Origin of the sequence: Streptomyces olivaceus, from assembly GCF_000721235.1 — a bacterium.
Lineage (GTDB): Bacteria > Actinomycetota > Actinomycetes > Streptomycetales > Streptomycetaceae > Streptomyces > Streptomyces olivaceus.
In genome coordinates this window covers 1-21528 of record NZ_JOFH01000045.1, presented here as the reverse complement: position 1 = coordinate 21528, position 21528 = coordinate 1, and the positions used below count along the sequence as shown (strand labels likewise).

The 21528-nt window shown below is 72.0% G+C and carries 18 protein-coding genes; 5 read left to right on the top strand and 13 right to left on the bottom strand.

Annotation, left to right across the window (positions count from 1 at the left end; genetic code table 11):
• Nucleotides 1-41 precede the first annotated feature (41 nt).
• Together IG94_RS0133785 and IG94_RS0133780 are read left to right on the top strand one after the other, a co-directional pair.
• Complete coding sequence (locus IG94_RS0133785; RefSeq protein WP_031046346.1) at nucleotides 42-1376, top strand: MFS transporter; 1335 nt, start codon at nucleotides 42-44, stop codon at nucleotides 1374-1376.
• A 213-nt stretch (nucleotides 1377-1589) separates the two neighbouring features.
• The gene (locus IG94_RS0133780) at nucleotides 1590-2585 is read left to right on the top strand and encodes a sigma-70 family RNA polymerase sigma factor (protein WP_031046344.1); all 996 of its coding nucleotides are present in this window, start codon (nucleotides 1590-1592) and stop codon (nucleotides 2583-2585) included.
• Here the strand turns inward: IG94_RS0133780 and IG94_RS0133775 are convergent.
• Nucleotides 2487-2873, bottom strand: a complete 387-nt coding sequence (locus IG94_RS0133775; RefSeq protein WP_078892532.1) for an STAS domain-containing protein — start codon at nucleotides 2871-2873, stop codon at nucleotides 2487-2489. The genes IG94_RS0133780 and IG94_RS0133775 overlap by 99 nt on opposite strands.
• Before the next feature lie 138 nt (nucleotides 2874-3011).
• On the opposite strand from IG94_RS0133775, the gene IG94_RS0133770 reads away from it, so the two are divergent.
• A complete protein-coding gene (locus IG94_RS0133770; RefSeq protein WP_031046340.1) occupies nucleotides 3012-3935 on the top strand; it encodes an AEC family transporter in 924 nt (307 codons plus the stop codon).
• A gap of 96 nt (nucleotides 3936-4031) precedes the next feature.
• On the opposite strand, the gene IG94_RS0133765 is transcribed toward IG94_RS0133770, so the two are convergent.
• The 3 genes from IG94_RS0133765 to IG94_RS39100 all read right to left on the bottom strand — a co-directional run bounded on the left by IG94_RS0133765 (nucleotide 4032) and on the right by IG94_RS39100 (nucleotide 7828).
• Nucleotides 4032-5447 carry an MFS transporter gene (locus tag IG94_RS0133765; RefSeq protein ID WP_078892531.1) on the bottom strand — a complete coding sequence of 472 codons (1416 nt, stop codon included), beginning with the start codon at nucleotides 5445-5447 and terminating at the stop codon, nucleotides 4032-4034.
• 349 nt (nucleotides 5448-5796) lie between these two features.
• Nucleotides 5797-6471: a GntR family transcriptional regulator gene (locus IG94_RS0133760; protein WP_037761393.1), complete on the bottom strand. Its 675-nt coding sequence runs from the start codon at nucleotides 6469-6471 to the stop codon at nucleotides 5797-5799.
• 238 nt (nucleotides 6472-6709) lie between these two features.
• Nucleotides 6710-7828 (bottom strand): enolase C-terminal domain-like protein, encoded by a 1119-nt coding sequence (locus IG94_RS39100; RefSeq protein ID WP_211269711.1) that lies wholly within the window; start codon nucleotides 7826-7828, stop codon nucleotides 6710-6712.
• A gap of 320 nt (nucleotides 7829-8148) precedes the next feature.
• Between IG94_RS39100 and IG94_RS0133750 the strand changes: the two genes are divergently transcribed.
• Both IG94_RS0133750 and IG94_RS0133745 read left to right on the top strand, forming a co-directional pair.
• Nucleotides 8149-9054: a dihydrodipicolinate synthase family protein gene (locus IG94_RS0133750; RefSeq protein WP_031046331.1), complete on the top strand. Its 906-nt coding sequence runs from the start codon at nucleotides 8149-8151 to the stop codon at nucleotides 9052-9054.
• Nucleotides 9051-10559 (top strand): aldehyde dehydrogenase family protein, encoded by a 1509-nt coding sequence (locus tag IG94_RS0133745; protein ID WP_031046329.1) that lies wholly within the window; start codon nucleotides 9051-9053, stop codon nucleotides 10557-10559. Before IG94_RS0133750 ends, IG94_RS0133745 begins: the two co-directional genes overlap by 4 nt.
• A gap of 60 nt (nucleotides 10560-10619) precedes the next feature.
• Here the strand turns inward: IG94_RS0133745 and IG94_RS0133740 are convergent, their stop codons facing one another.
• From IG94_RS0133740 to IG94_RS0133700, 9 genes are all read right to left on the bottom strand, one after another.
• Nucleotides 10620-11204, bottom strand: a complete 585-nt coding sequence (locus IG94_RS0133740) for a Uma2 family endonuclease (protein ID WP_031046327.1) — start codon at nucleotides 11202-11204, stop codon at nucleotides 10620-10622.
• Between the two features lie 96 nt (nucleotides 11205-11300).
• Entirely contained in the window at nucleotides 11301-12578 is a 1278-nt protein-coding gene (locus IG94_RS0133735; RefSeq protein ID WP_031046326.1) for a thymidine phosphorylase, read from the bottom strand.
• A gap of 30 nt (nucleotides 12579-12608) precedes the next feature.
• On the bottom strand, nucleotides 12609-13001 hold the full coding sequence (locus tag IG94_RS0133730; protein WP_031046324.1) for a cytidine deaminase: 393 nt from the start codon (nucleotides 12999-13001) through the stop codon (nucleotides 12609-12611).
• Entirely contained in the window at nucleotides 12998-14272 is a 1275-nt protein-coding gene (locus tag IG94_RS0133725; protein ID WP_031046322.1) for an ABC transporter permease, read from the bottom strand. Before IG94_RS0133725 ends, IG94_RS0133730 begins: the two co-directional genes overlap by 4 nt.
• Nucleotides 14269-15393: an ABC transporter permease gene (locus IG94_RS0133720; protein ID WP_031046320.1), complete on the bottom strand. Its 1125-nt coding sequence runs from the start codon at nucleotides 15391-15393 to the stop codon at nucleotides 14269-14271. Before IG94_RS0133720 ends, IG94_RS0133725 begins: the two co-directional genes overlap by 4 nt.
• Nucleotides 15393-17183 (bottom strand): ATP-binding cassette domain-containing protein, encoded by a 1791-nt coding sequence (locus tag IG94_RS0133715; protein WP_224326271.1) that lies wholly within the window; start codon nucleotides 17181-17183, stop codon nucleotides 15393-15395. Before IG94_RS0133715 ends, IG94_RS0133720 begins: the two co-directional genes overlap by 1 nt.
• 226 nt (nucleotides 17184-17409) lie before the next feature.
• The gene (locus IG94_RS0133710; RefSeq protein ID WP_031046313.1) at nucleotides 17410-18453 is read right to left on the bottom strand and encodes a BMP family lipoprotein; all 1044 of its coding nucleotides are present in this window, start codon (nucleotides 18451-18453) and stop codon (nucleotides 17410-17412) included.
• Between the two features lie 284 nt (nucleotides 18454-18737).
• Complete coding sequence (locus IG94_RS0133705) at nucleotides 18738-19778, bottom strand: BMP family lipoprotein (RefSeq protein WP_031046310.1); 1041 nt, start codon at nucleotides 19776-19778, stop codon at nucleotides 18738-18740.
• Nucleotides 19779-20007: 229 nt separating this feature from the next.
• On the bottom strand, nucleotides 20008-21246 hold the full coding sequence (locus tag IG94_RS0133700; RefSeq protein ID WP_031046307.1) for a M20 family metallopeptidase: 1239 nt from the start codon (nucleotides 21244-21246) through the stop codon (nucleotides 20008-20010).
• Nucleotides 21247-21528 lie beyond the last annotated feature (282 nt).

Below are 21528 nucleotides of genomic sequence, written 5' to 3'. Positions count from 1 at the left end.
TGCATTGGACGGATGAGTAAGGGGCTCCGTACCTTCGACGCATGACTCCCGCCGATACCGGGGCGTCCACGGTCGTGGACGCCGCATCCGCCGCCTCCGTCCCCGACGTCCCCGAGGCCGCGGAGTCCCCCGAGTCTCCCGAGCCCCCCGACTCGCGCATGGCGCCGGGCGGCCCCGGCTACCGCCGGATGAGTCTCGCGCTGTTCCTGGCGGGCGTCGCGACCTTCGCGCTCCTCTACTCCACCCAGGCCCTGCTGCCGCTGATCTCGGGCGACCTGGGCGGGACGGCGGGCGACGCGAGCTGGACGGTGGCCGCGGCGACCGGTGGCCTCGCGGTGTTCGTGCTGCCGATGAGCGCGCTCTCGGAGCGCTTCGGACGGCGTACGGTCATGACGGCGTCGCTGGCGGTCGCGGTGACCGTCGGGCTGCTGGTGCCCTTCGCGCCGTCGCTGCCGGTGCTGGTCGCCCTGCGGGCGGTGCAGGGCGCGGCGCTGGCCGGGCTGCCGGCCTCGGCGACGGCGTACCTCGCGGAGGAGGTCACCCCGCGGGCGCTGGTCACCGCGATCGGCCTGTTCGTGGCGGGCAACAGCGTGGGCGGCATGAGCGGCCGGATCATCACCGGCTGGGTCGCCCAGGAGTGGGGCTGGCGGGTCGCCGTCGGGGTGATCGGCCTCGTGGCGGTCGGATGCGCGGTGGCCTTCCGGATGCTGCTGCCGGCGCCGACGCACTTCACGGCGGGCTCACTGCGGCCGCGCGTCCTGGCCGGCACGGTCCGCGACCACCTGGCCAACCCGCTGCTGCGGCGCCTGTACGCGATCGGCGCACTGTTCATGACGGTCTTCGGCGGCGTCTACACGGTGATCGGCTACCGCCTGTCCGAGGCACCGTTCTCGCTGCCGCAGGGGCTCATCGGCTCGATCTTCCTGGTGTACCTGGTCGGCACGGTCTCCTCGGCGACGGCGGGCCGCCTGGTGAGCCGGCTCGGCCGGCGCGGCACGTTCTACCTGGGCGCCGGTACGACGGCGGCGGGTCTGCTGCTCACCCTGGCGCCGTTCCTGCCGCTGGTCCTGCTGGGCCTGGTGCTGATCACGGCGGGCTTCTTCGCCGGGCACGCGGTGGCCTCCTCGGCGGTCGGCAAGACCGCCCAGCACGGCCGCGCCCAGGCGGCGGCGCTGTACCAGTCCGCCTACTACGTCGGCTCCAGCGCGGGCAGCACGGTCGGCGCGGTGGCCTTCCACTCCGGCGGCTGGGCGAGCACGGTCGGGGTCGGTCTGCTGGCGGTGCTGGGGGTCGTGGCGATCACGGTGGCCGGCACGCTGGCCGCCCGCCGCAGGGCGGACGACGCGCCGGTGGGGACGCTGGGCCTGTCCCGCTGACCCCCTGCCGGGGGCGCGGGGCCGCGTTCGGCCGACCGCGCAGGGCCGGCCGGGCGGGTCGCCCAGTCCGAGGGCGGCGGGGCGGGGTCGACCATGAGCCCCTGACCTGCGCCCTTTTTGACTGCACAGGCCATTGTCAGTCGCCTGCGGTAGCTTCCGAAGTGCGGGGTGCGAAGACGCGCCCGACGGGACGGCCACAGGGGTGGGTGGACGATGACCAACGGCACCGCGACGACGGAGCTGGACTCGGCGCTGGAGAAGCACCGCACCGAGTTGACGGGGTACTGCTACCGGATGCTCGGCTCCTCCTTCGAGGCCGAGGACGCGGTGCAGGACACCCTGGTCCGCGCCTGGCGGAGCTACGAGAAGTTCGAGGGCCGCTCCAGTCTCCGCTCCTGGCTCTACCGCATCGCGACCAACGTCTGCCTGGACATGCTGTCCGCGGGCAACAAGCGGGCCCGCCCGATGGACCTCACCGAGGCCACACCGCTGGCCCGGGCCGCCCTCTCCCCCCGCCCGGACCACACCTGGCTGGAGCCGATGCCGGACGCCCGGGTGCTGCCCTCGACCGCCGACCCCGCCGAGGCCGCGGTCGCCAAGGAGTCCGTGCGGCTCGCCTTCATGGCCGCCCTGCAGCAACTGCCGCCCAAGCAGCGGGCGGTGCTGATCCTGCGCGAGGTGCTGGCCTGGCGGGCGAGCGAGGTGGCCGAGCTGCTCGGCACGTCGGTCGCGTCGGTCAACAGCGCGCTGCAGCGGGCCCGCGCCACGCTGGCGGAGCGGGCGGACCGGGGCGACGGCGCCGCGGTGTCCGACCCGCTGGACGAGGAGCAGCAGAAGCTCCTGGAGCGCTACGTCGCGGCCTTCGAGGGGTACGACATGACGGCGCTGACCGCGCTGCTGCACGAGGACGCGGTCATGACGATGCCGCCGTTCGACCTGTGGCTGGCCGGTCCGGCGGACATCACCGGTTTCATGACGACGCTCGGCGCGGCGTGCGCGGGTTCCCGGCTGCGGCGGGTGGAGGCCAACGGACTGCCGGCCTTCGCGCACTACAAGCCGGACCCGGAGGCGGGCGGCTTCGCGCCCTGGGCGGTCCAGGTGCTGGAGATCTCAGACGGCCGCATCACCGGGTTCCACTGCTTCCTCGACACCAAGCGGTGGTTCCCGCTGTTCGACCTGCCGCTCCGTCTCGAAGCGGAGGCCGACTAGGTCGAGCAGCGCGGGCAGGGCGGGGTCGGGGTCGCGCAACCGGATGCGGCCCCCGGCCCGCCGGGCGGTCAGCTCCAGCCGGGCCAGCAGATCGACGACGGCGAGTCCCGGCGGCCCCAGCCCGCCGACGTCGCAGACCACCACCCCGGCCCGGGTGGTCCCGAGGAGTGCGCGGACCTCGTCACAGAGCCGGGGCGTCTCCCCTCGGGAGACGGGCCCCGGCAGCACGAGCACGGCGGGTGTCACGGCGTCCACGTGCGGTAGACCCGGCGGGGGGTGCGAACTCATCGGTGTCCGCGATCAGAGATCACATTGACCTGCGCGCATCCCTCACCGGAGGGTTTGCTGTATGCCCCACGTACCGCCTCCCCGCCCCGCCCCGCCGGACGCCGGCGTCCCCGCCGTCCTCTTCGGGGAGGCGGCGCCGTGCAGGGGGTGCTGACCGGTTTCGCGGTCATCGCGGTGGTCATCGCCGTGGGGTACGTGCTCGGTCTGCGGGGCCATCTCGGCCCCCAGGGGCGCGAGGTCCTGACGAAGCTCGCCTTCCACGTGGCCTCCCCCGCCCTGCTGTTCACGACCCTCGCGGAGGCCGACCTGTCGGTGGTCTTCTCCAGCCGCCTGCTGGTGACGGCGCTGTCGACGGTCGCCGTCGCCGGGGTCTTCGTCGCGGTGGGCGCCGTACGGGGCTGGGGCGTGGGCCGTACGACGATCGGCGCCCTGTGCTCCGGCTACGTCAACTCCGGCAACCTCGGCATCCCCATCGCCGTGTACGTGCTGGGCGACGCCTCCCTGGTGGCGCCGGTGCTGCTGTTCCAGCTGGTGCTGGTGACACCGGTGGCGGTGACGATCCTCGACCTCTCCGGCGGCGGCGCGCAGGGGCGTCCGCTGTGGCGGCGGCTGCTGACGCCGCTGAGCAATCCGATAGCCCTGGGCTCGCTGGCCGGGGTCGCGGTCGCCGCGAGCGGTCTGCGGGTGCCGGCCCCGGTCATGGACCCGCTGACTCTCATCGGCAACATGTCGGTCCCGGCGGTGCTGCTGGCCTTCGGCATCTCCCTGTGCGGTTCGACGATGCCGATGCGGGGCGCGGACCGGGAGCCGGTACTGCTCGCGGTGGCGCTCAAGGCGGTGGGGCAGCCCGCGGTGGCCTGGGCCCTGGCCTCGGGCGTCTTCGGCCTGCGGGGTGCGCAACTCCTCGACGTGGTGGTCACGTCGGCGCTGCCGGCCGCGCAGAACCTGTACACCTACGCGTCGACGTACGAGGTGGGCGAGCGCCTGGCGCGGGACGCGATCCTGGTGTCGACGGTGGTGTCCGTGCCGGTCCTGGTGGCGGTGGCGGCGGTGCTCGGGTGACGCCGGGGAGGTGAAGGCCCGCGCCCGCCGCCCACCGCCTGACGCCGAGGCGTCGGGCGGTGGGCGGCGGGCGATGGACTGCGGGCGGCGCCCCGCTCAGCCGCTGTTGCCGACGGTCCGGCCCGGTCCGGCCGCCGGCAGGTCCGGTTCGGAACCCGTACCCGCGCTCGTGCTCGTGCCCGTGGGGTCGGCGTGCTGGTCGGTGTCCCGGACGCCCGCCTGGTAGCGCATGAGCGCGCATCCGGCCAGCGCCACCAGGCAGATGACCGCGACGATCAGCAATGCGTTGTCGACGCTCCCGGTGCGCGACTCGACCTGGCCGAGGAGCGTGGGCGCGACGAAACCGCCGAGGTTGCCGACCGAGTTGATCAGCGCGATGCCCGGGGCGACCATCGCGCCTACCAGGTACTGCTGGGGGATCACGTAGAACGAGGAGGCCGCCACCTTGAAGCCGATCGTGGCGACGATCAGCATGACGACGGCCAGCACCGGAGAGGCGAGGGCGGCGGCGGTCAGGCCGACGGCGGCGAGCACGAACCCGGAGCCGAGGACGGTGCGGCGGAGCCCGGTGCGGTCGGAGATCTGACCGGCGGCCAGCACCGCGAAGAACGCCACGGCGAACGGCACCACGGAGATCAGGCCGATCGTGAACTCGCTGAGTCCCCCGATGTCGCGCACGAAGTCCGGCAGCCAGAAGGTGACGGCGTACTGGGCGAGCTGGGCGGCGAAGTACACGAAACAGAAGAGCAGCATCTGCGGGTCGCGCAGCATCGACCAGCGGGAGGGGGCCTTGTCGGTCTTCGTCGCGACCCGCTCGGCCTCCTCGGCGACGAGCCGGTCGATCAGGGCCGTCTTCTCCTCGTCGGAGAGCCAGGGCGCCTCGGACGGGTGGGAGACCAGCCGGGTCCACACCACCAGGCCGATGAGGACGGCGGCAAGCCCCTCGATGAGGAACATCCACTGCCAGCCGTGCAGCCCGAGGGTGTCGTCCATGCTCAGCAGGGCACCGGAGAGGGGCCCCGCGATGACCGCGGCGAGCGCCGACGCCGAGAAGAGGGCGGCGTTGGCCCGGCCGCGGGTGGCGTTGGGGAACCACTGGGTGAAGTAGAAGATGACGCCGGCGAAGAACCCGGCCTCGGCGACGCCCAGGGCCATGCGCAGCGCGTAGAAGACGGTCTCGTTGTGCGCGAACATCATCAGCGCCGAGACCAGGCCCCAGCTGATCATGATGCGGGTCAGCCAGAACTTCGCGCCGTAGCGTTCGAGCAGGATGTTGCTCGGGATCTCGAAGACGGCGTAGGTGATGAAGAACAGGCCGGCGCCGAGGCCGTAGGCGGCCGCGCCGATGCCCGAGTCCGACTCCAGTGCGTCCTTGGCGAAGCCGATGTTGACCCGGTCGATGTAGTTCACGACGAACATCAGCATGGTCAGCGGGACCAGGCGCCAGTAGGCCTTCTTCGTGGCGGCGGTGAGCGCCGGCGGGTCGGTGACGGCTGCGGGAGAGTGCTTCATCGCACCTGCCTTGGGGCGAGTAGGGGCAGTGACTGGCGCTGCGGCGCCGGAAAAGAGGGGGGTGTGCCCACCGGGCCGGGCGACGGCGTCGCGCGGCGAGCGGGGCTCGGGCGGGGGCGCGTTGGGGCGCTGGGAGGGGATCAGGAGACGGCTCGTGCGTGCCGCTCGGCGCGCGGACGCGGGTGGGGGGTGAGGCGGTGCGGGGAGCCGGGAGAGAGCATGGTTCTGTTCGTGCGGCGCGGCGGGGCGGGCCGCGAGGACTCAGTAAGTCCTCAGTGAGTCCTCAGTGAGTCCTCGGTAAGCCCTCAGTACGACCGACGTGCGGGCTCACCGTGGGCTCACCGCGGGCTCAGTGCGAACGTTCCGCGGCCGGTGCGGGGTCGACGTGTCCGTCGAGGGCGGGCAGCACCCGCTGGATGAAGCCGGAGATGTGGGCGGCGAGCAGCTGCGCGGCCCGGTTGGCGTCCCCCGCCTGGGCGGCGGCGAGGATGTCCTCGTGCTCCTCCGCCTCGTCGCAGGGCCCGCCGGCGGACCGCCAGCCCGACACGCTGACCAGCGCCGCCTGGTCCCGCAGGTCGTCCAGGGTGCGGACGAGGATCGGGTTCCCGCAGGCCATGTAGAGGGCCTGGTGGAACTCGCGGTTGTGCAGGCTCATCTCCGCGGTGTCGCCGGCCCGGCCCGCCTCGGCGGCCAGGTCCAGCGAGCGGCGGGCCGCGCCGAGGTCACCGCCGTTGCGCACCGCGCGGCGGACGCCCTCGGGTTCGAGCAGCAGGCGCATGTCGTACACCGCGGCGGCGGCCGCGCTGTCCATCGCCCGGACGCTGGCGCCCCGGTAGGCGCTCAGCACCACGAGCCCGGAGCCGACGAGGGTCTTGAGTGCTTCGCGGATCGGGGTCTTGGACATGCCGAGGGAGGCCGCGATGTCGGACTCGACGAGCGGCTGGCCCGGACGCAGCCGGCCGGTCAGGATCGCCCGCCGGATGACGGACGCCGCCTGTTCGGTACGGTTGGCCAGCGGATCCACGTGCGCGAGGGAGAGTTCGACCGGGGCGAATTCCTCGCCCGTCGTGCGACGGTTGCTCACCGACTCTCCTCTCGCGTATGAGATACGACCCTACGGCCCTCCGCCCGGCCGGGTCAACGCCCGGACCGCCCGCGCCACTCGGCCCGCACGACCCACTCGGGCCCCGCTCAGGCGACGCCGTCGGCGGTGACAGTCCAGGTGTTCACGGCCTGCTTCCTGATCAGGTCCAGGTCGTAGCTCACGCCCACCCCGTGACCGGAGGGGACCGGCAGCGTGCCGTCCTCGCCGATGCTCGTCCAGTCGTCGGTGTAGCCGCAGGTGTAGATGTGCGGCGAGGGGTTCGAGTGGTGCGGGGAGACGTTGGCGACCTCGTACATCGAGGTGCCCTGCAGCGAGGCGACGAGGTGGCGGTGGACGGGGCTGGGGCCGTGCACCTCGACTTCACGCCCAGCGACTGCGCGAACTTGATGGTGGTGAGGGACCCGGTGACGCCCAGGTCGTAGTGCGCGTCAACGCGCAGCAGGTCGGTACCGCCGGCCAGCAGGAAGTCGGCCTTGGCCTCGGGACCGGGCACGTGCTCGGTCTGGAGGATGGGGATGTCGAGCGCGTCCCTGAGCTGCCGGTGCTGGTGGACGCCGACGCCGATGGGCCGCAGCGGGTCCTCGTACCAGCGGAAGGCGGCCTCCTGACACGCCTTGCCGACGAAGATCGCGTCGCTGAGCGAGTCGAAGACGCAGGCCGGGTCGAGCATCAGCTCGGCCCGCTCGCCCAGGACCTCGCGCATCCGCGTGACGTTGCGCGCCTCCTCCCACTTGTCGCCCTCGTGCCAGCTGTGCATCTTGAACCCGCGCCAGCCGGCCTGCTGGAGCTGCCCGAAGAACTCGACGACCTGCTCGGAGGAGGACAGGCTGCCGGCCCGGTCGCCGTTGACGGTCGAGGCGTAGGCCGGCACGCGGTCGCGCCAGCCGCCGAGCAGCTCGGCGAGGGAGGCGCCGTAGGCCTTGCCGGCGAGGTCCCACAGGGCGTTGTCGACGAAGGAGAGGCCGTAGTTGTGCATCGGCCGCGCCATGCGCCGGGCGGTGCGGAACAGCCGTTCGCGGTGCTGCCAGTCCCGCCCCACGAGGACGCGCGCCACGTCCACGGCCTGGAGCGCTGCGGCGCCGGCCGTGGCGTGGTAGGCGTACTCGCCGGTCAGCCCGTCGGCGGTGTGCACGCGCACCATCAGGTGGCCGCGCCGGCCGACGCTGCCGGGGCTGTAGTACCACGAGCCCGCCCGGTCCTCGGAGTCGAAGGTCCGGAGGTAGTCCGGCTCGTCCTCGTTGAACTGGATGATCTCGACCTTCTCGACGAGTGACATGGCGTTCGTTCCTCTCGTGTCCCGCACTGGTGCCTGCCGGTTCGGGGCCGGCCGATCCGAACTGCGTCGTACAGCTGCGTCGTATATCTCGTATACGAGAGCCGAACTTAAGCAGCACGTCTCGGCACGTCAAGGGTTGCGGGCGGGAAACCTCGTCGACATCACCGCACGTACACCGACCAGGACGCCGGGTTTACGGTGATACGGACCCGCAAGGCCACCACCTCGCCCTTGACCGGCTCCCCTCTCACCCCTACTTTCATATCTCGTATATGAATGAGTGTCCGCGTCGTCCGCGGCACCCCTGAACGGAGGAGAGCATGGACCCCGCACACCTGCGGTCCCGACTGGCCACCGTCGTCGCGATCACCCCGACCCCCTTCACCGACAAGGACGAGGTGGACCGGCCCGTCCTCGAACGCGTCGTGGCGCGTCTGGTCGACGGCCGGGTCGGTGTGGTCACCGTCAACGGCAACACGGGCGAGTTCTACTGCCTGACCCCCACCGAGCGCCGCACCGCGGTCGACGTGGTGGCCGCCGGTGCCGCCGGCCGCGCCCTGCTGCTGGCCGGTGTCGGCTTCGACGTCACGACCGCGGTCGACGACGCGCGGTACGCCCGCGACCGGGGCGCCGAGGCGATCATGGTGCACCAGCCCGTGCACCCCTACGTCTCCGCCGAGGGCTGGGTCGACTACCACCGCCGTATCGCCTCGGCCGTTCCCGATCTCGGGATCGTGCCCTACGTCAAGAACCCGGCGATCGGCCCCGGCCACTTCCAGGAGCTGGCCGACGCCTGCCCCAACGTCGTCGCCGTGAAGTACGCGCTGCCGGACACCGCGGCCTTCGCCGTCGTCGCCCGCCAGGCCGGTCTGGAGCGGTTCACCTGGATCGCGGGCCTCGCCGAGCTCACCGCCCCCGGCTACGCGGCCGTCGGCGCGCAGGGCTTCACCTCGGGGCTCGCCGCCATCGCCCCGCACCTGTCGACGGGGATGCAGGACGCCCTGGCCGCCGGGGACTTCGACAGCGCGATGAAGACGTGGGACAGCGTGCGCGAGTTCGAGGAACTGCGCCTGGCCCGCAACAGCGCGGACAACGTCAGCGTGGTCAAGGAGGCCCTGCACCAGATCGGGCTCGGCAGCTCCTGGGTCCGCCCACCGTCCGCCCGGCCGGCGCCGCAGGTCCGGGAGCGAATCAGCGCCATCCTGGAAACGTGGGGAGTCAAGTGAGCGGCGAGACCATCACCACGGCGGACCCGAGCACCGGAACCGTCACCGGCACCGACCTGCGCACCAGCAGCGACGAGGACGTCGCGGCGGCCTGCGAGGCGGCCTCCCGGGCCACCGCCGAACTGGCCGCGCACGGCCGGCCCTTCCGCGCCGCGCTGCTGCGCCGCATGGCCGACGCGCTGGAGGCGGAGGCGCCCGAGGTCGTGGCCACGGCCGACCGGGAGACCGCGCTGGGCACCGCCCGCCTGAACGGCGAACTGACCCGCACCGCTTACCAGTTCAGACTGCTCGCCGACGTCGTCGACGAGGGCGGCTATCTGGAGGCGACGGTCGACCACGCCGGCGACACCCCGATGGGCCCCCGTCCCGACCTGCGCAGGATGCTGGTCCCCCTGGGGCCGGTGGCGGTCTTCGGGGCGAGCAACTTCCCGCTGGCCTTCTCCGTGCCGGGCGGCGACACCGCCGCCGCGCTCGCCGCGGGCTGCGCCGTGGTCGTCAAGGCGCACAGCAGCCACCCGCTCACGTCGGCCCTGTGCGGGCGCATCCTCCAGGACGCCGTCCGCGCGCACGGGGCGCCCGAGGGCACGGTGTCCCTGGTGTACGGCACCGACGCCGGTCTGACCCTCGTCGCCGACCCGCGCATCACGGCCGTCGCCTTCACGGGTGGCCACGCGGGGGCTGCGGCGCTGAAGACGGTGATCGCCGCGCGTGACGTGCCGATCCCCTTCTACGGCGAACTGGGCGGCGTCAACCCGCTGGTGGTCACGCCGCTCGCGGCCGAGGAGTGTGCCGAGTCGATCGCCGAGGGCCTCGTGGACTCCTTCACCCTGGGCGGCGGCCAGTTCTGCACCAAGCCGGGCCTCGTCCTGGTGCCGGGCACCCCGGCCGGTGACGGCCTGGTCGACGCCGTACGCCGACGGGTCGCGGCCCGCCCGCTCCCGGCCATGCTGAACGACCGGATCGCCGCCTCCTACGCCGGCGGCCTCGACCACCTGGCCGCCACCGCGGACCTGACCCGCTCCGCGGAGCCGGACCGCGAGGGCTACCGCACCCGGCCGGCGGTCGCGGTGCTGGACGCCGAGCAGTTCGACGCCGCCCGCGTGGAGGAGGTCTTCGGTCCCGTCGCCCTCCTAGTGCGCTACCGCCCCGAAGCGCTGGACCCGCTGCTCCGGGAGCTGCCGGGCGCCCTGGTCGGCACGGTCCACGGCGGCAGCGGCGACGACCCGGTGCGCGACGGCGCCGCCGCGGCGCTCGCCGGGCGGAGCGGCCGGGTGCTCTTCGACGGGTATCCCACGGGTGTGGCGGTCAGCTGGGCGCAGCAGCACGGCGGGCCCTGGCCGGCCACCGACAACCAGCACACCTCCGTGGGGCCGGCCGGTCTCCGCCGCTTCCTGCGGCCCCTGGCCTGGCAGAACAGCCCGGCCCACCTGCTGCCGCCCGAACTGCGTGAGGGGGACGCCTCAATTCCGCGCCGGGTCGACGGCCGGCTGCGGCTGCCGGGGTGACCGGACCGACGCGCCCGAACGGGACGCCGCCCATCGCCACCCGGCGGCGCCCTCCCGGTGTCAGGCCTCGGGGAACTCGCCGGTGTCGAGGACGAGGTCGAAGGGGGCGGGGAGATTGAGGGGGTCGCCGAACTTCGCAGCGCTCAGCACGCGGTAGACGTCACCCTTCGGTTCGCCGTACAGCGTCGCCGTGGGTCCGCCCGGGGCCCAGCGGTCGACGAGCAGGTAGAGCGGGATGCCGGCGGTGGCGTAGGCGGCGGGCTTGGTGATGCGGTCGTGCCGGGCGTTGGAGCGGGAAGTGATCTCGACGACGAGTTCTGCGAGGGCGGCGGGAATATGGGTATCGGGCCCCGCGTGGTTCGGCCGCTGCGTCACGAGAAGGTCCGGGATGAGCATCCCGAGCCGGGACGGCACGGAGAGGGCGAGTGTCTGATAAACCCCCCAATGGACGGGAATCACCGAGTACAACCCCCGCTGGATACGTTCGGTGATGTCGTTGTGAGGCAGTCCGGGAGCAGGTGACACGGTGACGATCCCCTCGATGATCTCCACCTTGCTGCCCTCGGGCCACTCCATCTCCTCCCAGAACCGGACAAGCTCGTCCCAGCTCTGTTCGGGATCCTGGCTCACGGTGAGTGCGCTCATGGCGGTTCTCCTATCGGTGCGTCACCGATCCCAGCATGCCGAACGGGACCGGTACTGGTCTACCGATCCCGTTCACCCAGATGGGGAAACTGCAGGTCAGGCGATACGTTCCCGCACCACCGGCGACGCCGTGAAGGCTGTGCCCGCCGGCGCCACGTCGTACGCGCCCTCCACCGCCGCGAGGGCGTACGCGAAGCGGTCCGGGGTGTCCGTGTGGAGGGTGAGGAGGGGCTGGCCGGCGGTGACGGTGTCGCCCGGCCTGGCGTGCAGCTCGACGCCCGCGGCGGCCTGCACCGGGTCCTCCTTGCGGGCGCGGCCCCCGCCCAGGCGCCAGGCGGCGACGCCGATGTCGTAGGCGTCGAGGCGGGTCAGGACGCCGGAGGAGGGCGCCTTGACGACGTGCTGCTCCTTCGACGTGGGCAGCTGCGCGTCCGGGTCGCCGCCCTGGGCCGCGATCATGCGGCGCCACACGTCCATGGCGGAGCCGTCGGCGAGGGCCTTCGCCGGGTCGGCGTCCTTCAGGCCCGCGGCGTCGAGCATCTCGCGGGCCAGGGCGAGGGTCAGCTCGACCACGTCGGCCGGGCCGCCGCCCGCCAGGACCTCGACGGACTCGCGGACCTCCAGGGCGTTGCCCGCCGTCAGGCCCAGCGGAGTGGCCATGTCGGTGAGGAGGGCGACCGTCCGCACGCCGTGGTCGGTGCCGAGGCCGACCATCGTGGAGGCCAGCTCCCGCGCGTCCTCGATGGTCTTCATGAAGGCGCCGGAGCCCACCTTCACGTCCAGGACCAGCGAGCCGGTGCCCTCGGCGATCTTCTTGGACATGATGGAGGAGGCGATCAGCGGGATCGCCTCGACCGTGCCGGTCACGTCGCGCAGGGCGTAGAGCTTCTTGTCGGCGGGCGCCAGGCCGTCGCCCGCCGCGCAGATCACCGCGCCGGTGGTGTCCAGGACGTCCAGCATCTCCTCGTTGGACAGGAGCGCGCGCCAGCCCGGGATCGACTCCAGCTTGTCCAGGGTGCCGCCGGTGTGGCCGAGGCCGCGGCCGGAGAGCTGCGGGACGGCCGCGCCGCAGGCCGCCACCAGGGGCGCCAGCGGCAGGGTGATCTTGTCGCCGACGCCGCCGGTGGAGTGCTTGTCCGCGGTCGGGCGGGACAGGGACGAGAAGTCCATGCGCTCGCCCGAGGCGATCATCGCGGCCGTCCAGCGGGCGATCTCGGCGCGGTTCATGCCGTTGAGCAGGATCGCCATCGCGAGCGAGGACATCTGCTCGTCGGCCACCTCGCCGCGCGTGTAGGCGTCGACGACCCAGTCGATCTGCTCGCCGCTGAGCTCGCCGCGGTCCCGCTTGGTGCGGATGACGGAGATGACGTCCATGGCCATGTCTGGCTTTCCTAACGCGAGTTGCTACTTGGTGAGGTACTCGGGCCCGAAGGCCTGCGGGAGCATCCGGGAGAGGGGGAGGATTCCCTCCGGAGTCTCCAGGAGCATCTCCGGGCCGCCGAACTCGTACAGCAGCTGCCGGCAGCGGCCGCACGGGACGAGTACCTCGCCCTCGCCGTCGACGCAGACGAAGTGCGTCAGCCGGCCGCCGCCGGTCAGCCGGAGCTGGGAGACGAGCCCGCACTCGGCGCACAGGCCGATGCCGTAGCTGGCGTTCTCCACGTTGCAGCCGGTGACCGTGCGGCCGTCGTCGACCAGGGCGGCGGCGCCGACGGCGTAGCCGGAGTACGGGGCGTAGGCGCGGGCCATCGCCTCGCGGGCGGCGGTGCGCAGCGCGCCCCAGTCGACGGCGGTCACTTGCCCTGCCCCTTCCGGTACGGCATGCCGTCCGCCTTCGGCATCCGCAGCCGTTGCGCGGACAGGGCGAGGACGACGAGGGTGACGACGTACGGCGTGGCGGAGACGACCTGGTTCGGGACCTCGTTGGTACCGGCGTACCAGGCGAAGACCAGGGCGCCGACGACCAGGGTGATCACCGCGTGGACGTACTTCTTGCGGACGGCCAGCCAGATGGCGCCGGCGACCAGGAGCAGCGCGCCGAGCAGCAGCAGGGCGTGGACGTTGGCCGAGCCGCCGCGCAGGTTGAGGCTGTCGGTGTAGCCGAAGAGCCCGGCGCCGATGGCGAGCCCGCCGGGCATCCAGTTGCCGAAGATCATCGCGGCGAGGCCGATGTAGCCGCGGCCGCTGGTCTGGCCCTCCAGGTAGAAGGGGTTGGCCACGATGGAGAGGAAGACGCCGCCGAGGCCGGCCAGGCCGCCGGAGATGATCACGGCGAGGTACTTGTACTTGTAGACGTTGACGCCGAGGGACTCGGCCGCGATCGGGTTCTCGCCGCAGGAGCGCAGACGGAGGCCGAACGGGGTGCGCCACAGGATGTACCAGCTGGCCGGGATCAGGGCGACGGCGATCAGGGTCAGCCAGGAGACGTCGGTGACCAGGCCGCCGAGCAGCCCGGCGAGGTCGGAGACGAAGAACCAGTGCTGGTCGTTGAGGCTCTCCAGGGCGCCTGACAGGCCCGGGATCGAGAAGTGGCCGAGCGAGTCGACCGGCGGGGACTGCTTGGCGGAGCCGCCCTGGTGGCCCTCGAAGGCAAGCGGCGCGAGGTAGCGGGTGGCGCCGAGGGCGAGGATGTTGATGGCCACGCCGGAGACGATGTGGTTGACGTTGAAGGCGATCGTCACCACGGCGTGCAGCAGGCCGCCGAGCGCGCCGCCGACGATGCCGACGAGGACGCCGGTCCACGGGCCCCACTGGAAGCCGGCCCAGGCACCGAACCAGGTGCCGAGGATCATCATGCCTTCGAGGCCGATGTTGACGACGCCCGCGCGCTCCGCCCAGAGGCCGCCGAGACCGGCGAGGCCGATCGGCACGGCCAGTTGGAGCGCGGTGGACATCTGGCTGACGTTGGTGATGCCGTTGGCGCCGGTGACGAGGCGGACGATGCTGGTCAGCGCCAGGGCGCCGGCGATGACCAGCATCAGGACGGGCAGGGACATCCGGCGGCCGGTCGGCGCCGTGGGCTGCAGCGACGGCTGGTTGACGTCGGTCGCTGTGGTCGGGGCGGTCATCGGCCGGCCACCTCCTTCTCGGTGTTGTCGGTGGCGCCGAGGACGTGTCCGGCGGCCAGCTCGGCGCCCACCCGGCGCTGCTGGCGGCGCAGGCCCCACTCGCGGACGGCCTCGTAGGACACGACCACCGCGAGGACGATCAGGCCCTGCATGATGACCGCGATCTCCTTGTCGTAGCCGTGGAAGTCCAGCTCGGGCGAGGCCTTGTCGAGCCAGGCCCACAGCAGGGCGGCGAAGGCGATGCCGACCGGGCTGTTGCGGCCGAGCAGGGCGATGCCGATGCCGAGGAAGCCGATGCCGGTGGGGAAGTTGAGGCTGTAGGTGTGGGTGTCGCCGAGCAGGATGGGCAGGCCCGCGAGTCCGGCGAGACCGCCGGAGAGCAGCATCGCGGTGAGCACCATCCGCTTGGGGCTGACGCCGCTGGCCGCGGCGGCGGACTCGGAGGCGCCGGAGGCGCGCAGGTCGAAGCCGAAGCGGGTGCGGTTGAGGACGAGCCAGTAGCCGATGCCGAGGACGACGGCGAGGATCACCAGTCCGTAGATCTCGCCGGCCGCGCCCATGTCGATGCCGGGGACCCAGCCGGATTCGTGCATCTCGCCGGTGGTGTTGTTGTTGCCGATCTTGACGCCGAAGACGTCGGGCAGCCACAGGTAGCCGATGACGGCGGTGGCGATGGAGTTGAGCATGATCGTCGCGACGACCTCGCTGACCCCGCGGGTGATCTTCAGGACACCGGCGATGCCGGACCAGAAGGCGCCGGTGAGGGCCGCGGTCAGCAGGAGCAGCGGGATCTGCAGGGCGGCCGGCAGGTTGGCGTGCGCGCCGACGATCGCGGCCATCATGGCGGCGAGCTGGTACTGGCCGTCGACGCCGATGTTGAAGAGGTTCATCCGGAAGCCGATGGCCACCGCGAGGGCGGCGATGTAGTACATCGACGCCTGGTTGACGATCAGGACCTGGATGTCGGAGAACCCGGCCTGCTCGAACATCAGGGCGAACGGTTCGACCGGGTTCTTGCCCGAGGCGATCAGGACGATCGCGCTGAGCACGAAGGCCACGGCGAGCGCGATGACCGGTCCGGCCACCGCGAGGAGCACGCGCTCCTTGTCGAACTTCTTCATCAGCGGGCCTCGTCTTCCGCGCCGGAGCCGCCATCGCCCCGGATCTTGTCCGCGTCCGGGCCGGCATCGCCCCGGGTCTTCTCCGCGTCCGGGCCGGCGTCGCCCGGGTTCCTGTCCGCGCCCGGGACGCCGTGGCCCGGGGTGTCCTCCGCGTCCGCGCCGTCGCCGCGGGCCTCTTGCGCACCCGGTCCGCCACCGGCCGGGGGCACCGTGCGATCCGGTCCGTCAGCGGCCGGGGGCACCGTGCGCTCCGGCTCGTCGCCGTCGGCCGGGGGCTCCTCGTGCTCCAGGTGGCCGCTGGCCGCGCCGGTCATCGCCGAGCCCAGTTCCTCGGGCGTGACGGCGGCCGGGTCGGCGTCCGCGACCAGTTTGCCGTCGTAGATCACCCGGAGGGTGTCGGACAGGCCGATCAGCTCGTCCAGGTCGGCGGAGATCAGCAGCACCGCCAGGCCCTCGCGGCGGGCCTCGCGGATGTGGTCCCAGATCGCGGCCTGCGCGCCGACGTCCACACCGCGGGTGGGGTGGGCGGCGATCAGGAAGCGCGGCTTGTGGCTCATCTCGCGGCCGACGATCAGCTTCTGCTGGTTGCCGCCGGACAGCGAGGCGGCGGTGACGTCGATGCCGGGGGTGCGCACGTCGTAGGTCTCGACGATGCGGCGGGTGTCCTCCTGGGAGCCCTTCGGGTCCAGCCAGACGCCCTTGCTGTTGGGCTTCTCGGTGACGTGGCCGAGGATGCGGTTCTCCCACAGGGGCGCCTCCAGGAGGAGCCCGTGGCGGTGGCGGTCCTCGGGGATGTAGCCGACGCCCTGCTCGCGGCGCTTGCGGGTGGGCAGCGCGGTGATGTCCTGGTCGAGGAAGCGGATGGTGCCCGAGTCCGCCTGGCGCAGGCCGATCAGCGCGTCGACCAGCTCGGTCTGGCCGTTGCCCTCGACGCCGGCGATGCCGAGCACCTCACCGGCGTGGATGGTGAAGGAGATGTCGTCGAGCAGGGCCTTGCCGCCGGGGGCCGCGAGGCGCAGCGTGTCGACGGTGAGGACCGCGCGGTCGGTGACCGTCGACTCCGCCGTCTCCGGCGTGGGCAGCTCGCTGCCGACCATCAGCTCGGCGAGCTGGCGGGGCGTCGTCCCGGCGGGGACCGCGGTGCCGACCGTGGTGCCGCGGCGGATGACGGTGATCTCGTCGGCGACGGAGAGGACCTCGCCGAGCTTGTGGGAGATGAAGATGACCGACAGGCCCTCGGACTTGAGTTCGCGCAGGTTGTCGAAGAGGGCGTCGACCTCCTGCGGCACGAGGACCGCCGTCGGCTCGTCCAGGATCAGGGTCCGGGCGCCCCGGTAGAGGACCTTGAGGATCTCCACGCGCTGGCGGGCGGCGACGCCGAGCTCCTCGACCAGGACGTCGGGGCGCACGCCGAGGCCGTACCGCTCGGAGATCTCCGTGATCCGGCGGCGGGCCTTCGCGCCGATGCCGTGGAGCTTCTCGCTGCCGAGGACCACGTTCTCCAGGACCGTGAGGTTGTCGGCGAGCATGAAGTGCTGGTGGACCATGCCGATGCCGCGGGCGATGGCGTCGGCGGGCGAGGAGAAGGCCACCTTCCCGCCGTCGACCGCGATGGTGCCCTCGTCCGGCTTCTGCATGCCGTAGAGGATCTTCATCAGGGTCGACTTGCCGGCGCCGTTCTCGCCGACGAGGGCGTGGACGGTGCCCTTGCGGACGGTGAGGTGGATGTCGTGGTTGGCCACGACTCCGGGGAAGCGCTTGGTGATCCCGGCGAGTTCGACGGCGGTCACCGATTCGTTGACCGCCGCTTTCGCCGGAGGGCTGCTGGACGCGTTGATGGCGCACTCTCCTGGGGACGGGGGCCTTCTACGCGCGTAGCGCCCCTACGGCATCTCAAGCGGCGGCGGCACATCGACACGACGGGGTACGAGGAGGAACCCGCAGGCTCCTCTCCGTACCCCGCCGAGCGGCGCAACCGGCGCGGTTACACGCAGTTCGAGGTGGTGCTGGTACTGCTCAGCTGCTCTTGACCTTGATCTCGCCGCTGATGATCTTCTCCTTGGCCGTCTTGATGGCTGCCTGGAGCTCGGCGTCGTCCGCGAACTTCGGGTTGGAGTTCGAGAGGCCGACCTCGCCGGACTTCAGATCGCCCCGAACGATACCGGTCTCGGGCTTGCCGTCCTCGACCGACTTCGCGAGGCTGTACACCGCCGACGCGACGTCCTTCGTGGCCGAAGTCAGGATGGAGTCCTTGTACTTGGCGAGGGCCTCCTGCTTGTACTGGTCGGAGTCGACCCCGATCGCCCAGACCTTGTTGGCGGCGGCGGCCTCGATCACGCCCTGGCCGGAGAGGCCGGCGGCCGCGTAGACCACGTCGGCCTTCTTCTCGATCTGGCCCTCGGCGGCGGTCTTGCCCTTGTCGGGGCTGGCGAAGCCGCCCTCCTCCGCGGTCTGCGTGAGGTACTGGGCGACGACCTTGACCTTCGGGTCGGTCTCCTTGACGCCCTGCTCGTAGCCGGCCTGGAACTTGTGGATCAGCGGGTTGTCCACACCGCCCACGAATCCGACCGTCTTGGTCTTGGTGCTCTTGGCGGCGGCGACTCCGGCGAGGTAGGAGGCCTGCTCCTCGTTGTAGACGAGGTCGGCCACGTTCTTCGCCTCGATGGTGGCGTCGTCGACGATGCCGAAGGTGGTGTCCGGGTAGCGCTCCGCGGCGGCCTTCAGCGGCGCGGCGTAGGCGTAGCCGACCCCGACGACCGGGTTGTAGCCCTGCTTGGCCAGCGACACGAGCCGCTGCTCCTTGTCGGCGTTGGTCTCGCCGTCGGTGGGCTCGATGTCGGCCGTCTCGTAGCCGAACTCCTTCTTGGCCTTCTCCAGACCGGCGTACGCGGCGTCGTTGAAGGACTGGTCGCCCTTGCCGCCGACGTCGTAGGCGATGGCGAGACCCTTGTCGCCGTCGTCCGACCCGGAGGAGGTCGAGGTGCCACCGCAGGCGGAGAGGGCGAGGGCCAGGGAGGCGGTCGCTGCGCCTGCGACCGTGATCCGGGAAATCCGGCGCATGTCTGGTGCTCCTGTCGTACAAGCGCCGGGGACGGTTCGGCTGCGGCGCTGGCTTCGCCGCAGATTAACGCGCGTAGACCTGCCTGAAAACCCCTTCTGTCCACCTTGTTATAGGGCCGTGAGCAAGGCGGTGCGGACGGGCCCGAAAGGCTTGCCGGGCGCGAACGGAAGGTGGCGGAGGGTGACGCCCGGGGGTCGGGTGCGGGGGACGATTGGGCACTTCGTCCCGCGCGACACGCCGTGTGGACGGCGTGTCGCGCGGGACGGAGTGTCCCATCCTGGCCCTACTCCGTCTTCACCTTGATGGTGCCGTCGACGATGCCCGCCTTGGCCTTCTCGACGGCGTCCTCGGCGCCCGGCACCTTGGCGAACTTCGGGTTGCTGTCGGACAGGCCCACGCCGTCGGACTTCAGGTCGAAGGTCTTGGTGCCGGTCAGCGGCTTGCCGTCCTCGACCGACTGGGCCAGGGCGAAGACCGCGCCGTCGATGTCCTTGAGCGCGGAGGTCAGGATGGAGTCCTTGTACGCCGCGAGCGCTTCCTGCTTGTACTGGTCGGAGTCGACGCCGATCGCCCAGACCTTCGCCTTCGCGGCGGCCTCGATCACACCCTGGCCGCTGAGGCCCGCCGCCTGGTAGACGACGTCGGCCTTCTTCTCGATCTGGCCCTCGGCGGCGGCGCGGCCCTTGTCCGGGCTGGAGAAGCCGCCCTCCTCCGCGGTCTGGGTGAGGTACTGCGAGAGGACCTTGACCTTCGGGTCGGTGTCCTTGACGCCCTGCGTGAAGCCGGCCTCGAACTTGTGGATCAGCGGGTTGTCCACACCGCCCACAAAACCGACCGTCTTGGTCTTGGTGGCCTTGGCGGCGGTCACACCCGCGAGGTAGGACGCCTCGTTCTCGGCGAAGACCAGGGAGGCCACGTTGTCGCCCTCGACCACGGAGTCGACGATGCCGAAGGTGGTGTCCGGGAACTCGGCCACCACGGCCTGCATGGCCGGGGCGTAGGCGAAGCCGACGCCGATGACCGGGTCGTAGCCCTGCTTGGCCAGGGAGGTCAGGCGCTGTTCCTTGTCGGCGTCGGTCTCGCCGTCGGTGGGCTCGATGTCGGCGGTCTTGTAGCCGAACTCCTTCTGGGCCCGCTGGAGGCCGGTGTAGGCGGCGTCGTTGAAGGACTGGTCGCCCTTGCCGCCGACGTCGTAGGCGATGGCGAGGCCCTTGGTGTCGTCGCCGTCGCCGCTTTCGCCGCTGGTGCCGCCGCAGGCCGTGGCGGCGAGTGCGAGCGACGCGGCCCCCACCGCGACGCGGGCCAGTCTCGATGTCCGACGCATCCGAAGTTCCCCATTCTCCAAAGCCCCGCAGCGGGCGCTCGGTTCGGCGCACATTAACGCGCGTAGAAACCCTTGGGAACGGGGTCGTGCGGGGCCGTTATGCATTCGTGCCGATGGCCGGTTACGCCCTTGTGAACCATCGTTTCGAAGGGGAGCGAAAGGGATGCGCGGCCCGCCGCGGCCGGGGCCGCGGCGGGTGCGAGGAAGCGGCCGGCGCCGCCCGGGGCGGTTACTGCACGGCGTCGATGAGGGCCGCCGCGGTGAACATCTCCACGCCGACGGTGATCGCGTGCTCGTCCACGTCGAAGTCGCCCTGGTGCAGGTCGCGGACCGTGCGCTCGCCGGGCGGGCGCACACCGAGGCGGGCCATGGCGCCGGGCACGTGCTCCAGGTACCAGGAGAAGTCCTCACCGCCGAGGCTCTGCTCGGTGCCCTCGACGGCGTCGGTGCCGCGCCGGGCGACCATCGCGGCCTGGAGGAGTTCGGTGCTGGTGACCTCGTTGACGACCGGGGGGACGCCGCGGACGTAGGTGATCTCGGACTTGGCCCGGTACAGGTTGGCGATCTCGTCGATGGCACCCACCACCAGGTCGGGCGCCTGCCGCCAGGAGTCGAGGTCGAGGCAGCGCACCGTCCCGGCGAGTTCCGCGTGCTGCGGGATGACGTTCGGGGCGTGCCCGGACTCGACGCGGCCCCAGGTCAGGGCGAGCCCGCTGCGGCTGTCCACGCGCCGGGCGACGAGCGGGGGCACGTCGGTGACCACGCGGGCGGCGGCGGTGACCAGGTCGGTGGTGAGGTGCGGGCGGGCGGTGTGGCCGCCGGGGCCGTCGAGGGCGATCTCCAGCCGGTCGCAGGCGGAGGTGATGGGACCGACCCGCAGCCCGATCCGCCCGGCGTCCACCCGGGGGTCGCAGTGCACGGCGAGGATGCGGCGCACCCCGTCGAGCGCGCCGCCCTCGATGGCGTCGGCGGCGCCGCCGGGCAGCACCTCCTCGGCGGGCTGGAAGACCAGCCGCACGGGCCGGGGCAGCAGGCCCTGCTCGTGCAGGGCGGCGAGGACGAGGCCGGCGCCGAGGACGGCGGTGGTGTGCACGTCGTGCCCGCAGGCGTGGGCGCGGTCCGGCACCCGCGAGCGGTACGCGCACTCGCTCTTGGTGTCGGGGATGGGCAGGGCGTCGATGTCGGCCCGCAGGGCGAGCATCCGCGGTCCGCCGGACCACTGGCCCGAGTCGGTGCCGGTGCCGATGTCGCAGACGAGCCCCGTTCCGATGGGAAGCACGCGCGGCTTCAGGCCGGCCCGCTCCAGCCGTTCCTTGATCGCGGCGGTGGTGCGGAACTCCTGGTTGCCCAGCTCGGGGTGCATGTGGAGGTCGCGGCGGAAGGCCACGAGCTCCGCGCGCAGCGCCTCGGGCAAGGTGCCGGGCAGGGCGGGTTCACCGGGAGTGTCGGCCTCGGACTCTGGGGACATCAACACGTTCACCCTCTGAAGGGTAGGACGCCGGGGTGGCCAACTGTCCCTCGATCAACAAAATTTCAGCCCCTCAGGGGAAGAAAGTTGGCCGCTCGGCGCATGGCTCTCAACGGGGGTGGGTACGCTCACCCGTTTTGTGGCCTCGGCACCCGGCTCCGTCTTTCCTGTCCACTTGCTCCCCTCACGCATACCACGCCACGGCTGAGCCACGCCGGAACCGTCCGCATGGCGGCCCGCCGCGCCGGGGCCCGGGGCTGCGGGGCGGGCGGGGGCCTGCGA

Bases quoted from the DNA above. Each gene is read 5' to 3' on its own strand.
- IG94_RS0133785 (WP_031046346.1), top strand. From the start codon at position 42: ATGACTCCCGCCGATACCGGGGCGTCCACGGTCGTGGACGCCGCATCC.
- IG94_RS0133780 (WP_031046344.1), top strand. From the start codon at position 1,590: ATGACCAACGGCACCGCGACGACGGAGCTGGACTCGGCGCTGGAGAAG.
- IG94_RS0133775 (WP_078892532.1), bottom strand. From the start codon at position 2,873: ATGAGTTCGCACCCCCCGCCGGGTCTACCGCACGTGGACGCCGTGACA.
- IG94_RS0133765 (WP_078892531.1), bottom strand. From the start codon at position 5,447: ATGAAGCACTCTCCCGCAGCCGTCACCGACCCGCCGGCGCTCACCGCC.
- IG94_RS39100 (WP_211269711.1), bottom strand. From the start codon at position 7,828: ATGTCACTCGTCGAGAAGGTCGAGATCATCCAGTTCAACGAGGACGAG.
- IG94_RS0133750 (WP_031046331.1), top strand. From the start codon at position 8,149: ATGGACCCCGCACACCTGCGGTCCCGACTGGCCACCGTCGTCGCGATC.
- IG94_RS0133740 (WP_031046327.1), bottom strand. From the start codon at position 11,204: ATGAGCGCACTCACCGTGAGCCAGGATCCCGAACAGAGCTGGGACGAG.
- IG94_RS0133735 (WP_031046326.1), bottom strand. From the start codon at position 12,578: ATGGACGTCATCTCCGTCATCCGCACCAAGCGGGACCGCGGCGAGCTC.
- IG94_RS0133725 (WP_031046322.1), bottom strand. From the start codon at position 14,272: ATGACCGCCCCGACCACAGCGACCGACGTCAACCAGCCGTCGCTGCAG.
- IG94_RS0133720 (WP_031046320.1), bottom strand. From the start codon at position 15,393: ATGAAGAAGTTCGACAAGGAGCGCGTGCTCCTCGCGGTGGCCGGACCG.
- IG94_RS0133710 (WP_031046313.1), bottom strand. From the start codon at position 18,453: ATGCGCCGGATTTCCCGGATCACGGTCGCAGGCGCAGCGACCGCCTCC.
- IG94_RS0133705 (WP_031046310.1), bottom strand. From the start codon at position 19,778: ATGCGTCGGACATCGAGACTGGCCCGCGTCGCGGTGGGGGCCGCGTCG.
- IG94_RS0133700 (WP_031046307.1), bottom strand. From the start codon at position 21,246: ATGTCCCCAGAGTCCGAGGCCGACACTCCCGGTGAACCCGCCCTGCCC.